Origin of the sequence: Lysinibacillus sp. CNPSo 3705, from assembly GCF_028674935.1 — a bacterium.
In the GTDB taxonomy this organism is placed as follows: Bacteria; Bacillota; Bacilli; order Bacillales_A; family Planococcaceae; genus Lysinibacillus.
The window spans coordinates 1-614 of record NZ_JAQZSD010000183.1 but is presented as its reverse complement, the minus strand read 5'-3'; the positions used below and the strand labels follow the sequence as shown (position 1 = coordinate 614).

General features: G+C 33.6%; 1 protein-coding gene. It reads right to left on the bottom strand.

All coding sequences use genetic code 11. The annotated features are described in order from the left end of the window. Window positions 1-217 precede the first annotated feature (217 nt). On the bottom strand, window positions 218-614 hold a 397-nt coding region (locus tag PVA17_RS24920), incomplete at its 5' end, for a M15 family metallopeptidase (protein WP_274069367.1).

Sequence of the window (614 nt, the reverse complement as noted above, 5' to 3'; positions counted from 1 at the left end):
ATCCTATATTTAACAAAATATAGTTGTGTTCTGTTTTTTTACTATCCTTAATTTTCAAAGAGTATTCTCCAAATTCTAATTTATTTTCTTATAAGATATCTGCCTATATTATAATAATCCCTGTAAACATAATATTTACTATTAATCCCTATTTTCGCCATGTGGTAATACCGTTCATTAATTTCTTTCAGTTTATTCCGCACCCACACTTAAGTTTCTACACGCTATCAGGAAATACTGTCACAATCACACCATCCGTATTATTGCCTGATACCTCAAAACGAAGATTTGCTGGCACATTAATAGTGGTATTTTCAGTAACAGGATAATATAAGACCTCATATTTTTGACCATTTATAGTAGCAGAAATATGTTTTTCTTCTTTTAGATAGTCTAAATATTCCTCTAAAACATAATTCTTTTCTTTCATAATCACACTATGCGGTAAACCAACATAGCGGATATGCCATGGTTCATTCATAATTCCCGTTATGTCCGTTTTATCCTTTGGATAACGTAGAGTAAACCCGTATTTCCAAGCGTTCTCTGCAATCCACTCTCCCTCAGGTGCTACCTCCATCTTCCCTTGGGTACTTCCCACATCAAGCGATAAA